We start from the raw sequence: 1,605 nt of genomic DNA, 5'->3' as shown, positions 1-1,605 counted from the left end.
CGACGGCGACGGCGACGGATTACGCCCGGATGCCGGTCGAGGCGGTGGCCGACCGGCTACTGCCCCGTTCTACGCGGGCCATCACCGAAGCCGACGCGACCCGCCTGCTGCTCGGCCTGCCAGACGCCGCCGGCACGCTGCCGGACCTGCCCCTCTGGCCGGGACAGCAACTGGTCGCTGGGCGGGTCGGGGTGACGCCGGGCCGGATCGCCCAGGTGCTGATCGCGCGGCGCAAGGCCTGGCACGCCGACGCCGCCGTCCGTTCGGTGCACGACGAGCTGGTCGAGATCCTCGCCGACGCCGGCCGGGTGATGGGTTTCGACGAGCTGGTCACCGCGGTGCTCGCCCGCCGGGGCAGCGCCCCGGGGACGAGCGCACCGCGGGCGCGGGCGGCGGCGGTCGTCCGGGCCGCGCTGGAGACCGTCGACCTGGACCCCGAGCCGCGGATCGCCCGGCGAAAGTACTACGAGCGGATGCTGGTCGCCTTGGAGGTGACCGAGGCCGACGGCCCGGCCACCCCATCCGCGCCGGCGCTGCTCGACTACGCGGTGGCGCTCGGCAAGGTCGCCGACCGGCTGGCGAGGGCCGAGGAACTCCCCAGCCCGGCGACCGTGCTGCGCGAGCTCGCCGCGGACAGCCCGGACGGGATGCCGGCGCTCGACGCGCCGCGCCTCGTCCGGCTGGCCGCTGCCGCGTCCCGCGCCGCCGCGACCAACGCCCGCCTGGAGATCTACCCGCGCGCCCTGGATCTCGTCCGGGCGCTGCGGCTCTCCCAGGCCGGCGTCCTCTCGGCCCGCCCTGGCGGCATCCCGGTACAGACCGCCGGGTCCGACGAGCGCGCCGAACGGCCTCTACTGCTTGTCGACACGATCCACGAGCGGGTGCTGGCCCGGTTCCCGGGGCTGGACACCGAGCTGCCGCCGCATCCGCGGCTCGACGACCCGCTGCGTGACGCCGGGTTCACCCTCGACTGGGACCACGCCCGCGGCGGCTACGCGCCGCCGCACGGCCTGTTCTCCTCGATGGGCCTCGGCTCCCGGCCGACACCGGTCGTCCGCCAGCCCACCGACCTGGGTGGCTGGACCGGCCGCTCGGCGCTGACCGACGACGGCCCCGACCGGGTCGCCGCCGCGACCGCCGAGCAGCGCCTGGCCGCGGCCGGCGAGACCGGCGGGTTCCGGGCCCTCACGGTCCGGCGCAGCCACTACCTGACGGCGCGCGCCGAGCTGGCGAAGCCGCACCGGTTCGCCGCCGAACTGGTCGATGTCGCCGCCGTGTTCCTCGACGCGCTGCACGCCGAGGTCGACCCTCGGCCCAAGCCGACGTGGGCGACGATCCTGCGCGCCGACACCGCCGAGCCCGGCAGCCGGGCCGCCGCGAACCTCGCCGAGTACGTGCGGCTCGCCTGGGAACGCGCCGCGCCGCTACTTGCCGAAATGGTCGACGCCCCCGCCGGCCGGACCGGGCCGGGCGGGCAGCCCGCACCGCTGCTGCTGCACGACGCCGGCGTCTTCGGCCGGTACGACGGCCGGGGGCTGGACGTGCTGTTCACACTCGCCGAGCGGGCGCGAGCGCGGGCCGGCGGCCGGCCGCTGTGGCTGCTCT

1 pseudogene is annotated in these 1,605 nt (G+C 77.1%); it reads left to right on the top strand.

Annotated elements, in window-relative coordinates:
- Positions 1-29 precede the first annotated feature (29 nt).
- A pseudogene (locus MJ785_RS07985) lies at positions 30-1,605 on the top strand (BREX system serine/threonine kinase PglW); the annotation flags it as partial.

It is taken from the genome of Protofrankia sp. CiT1 (genome assembly GCF_917627335.1).
GTDB lineage: Bacteria > Actinomycetota > Actinomycetes > Frankiales > Frankiaceae > Protofrankia.
This window is presented reverse-complemented; position numbering and strand designations above follow the sequence as displayed.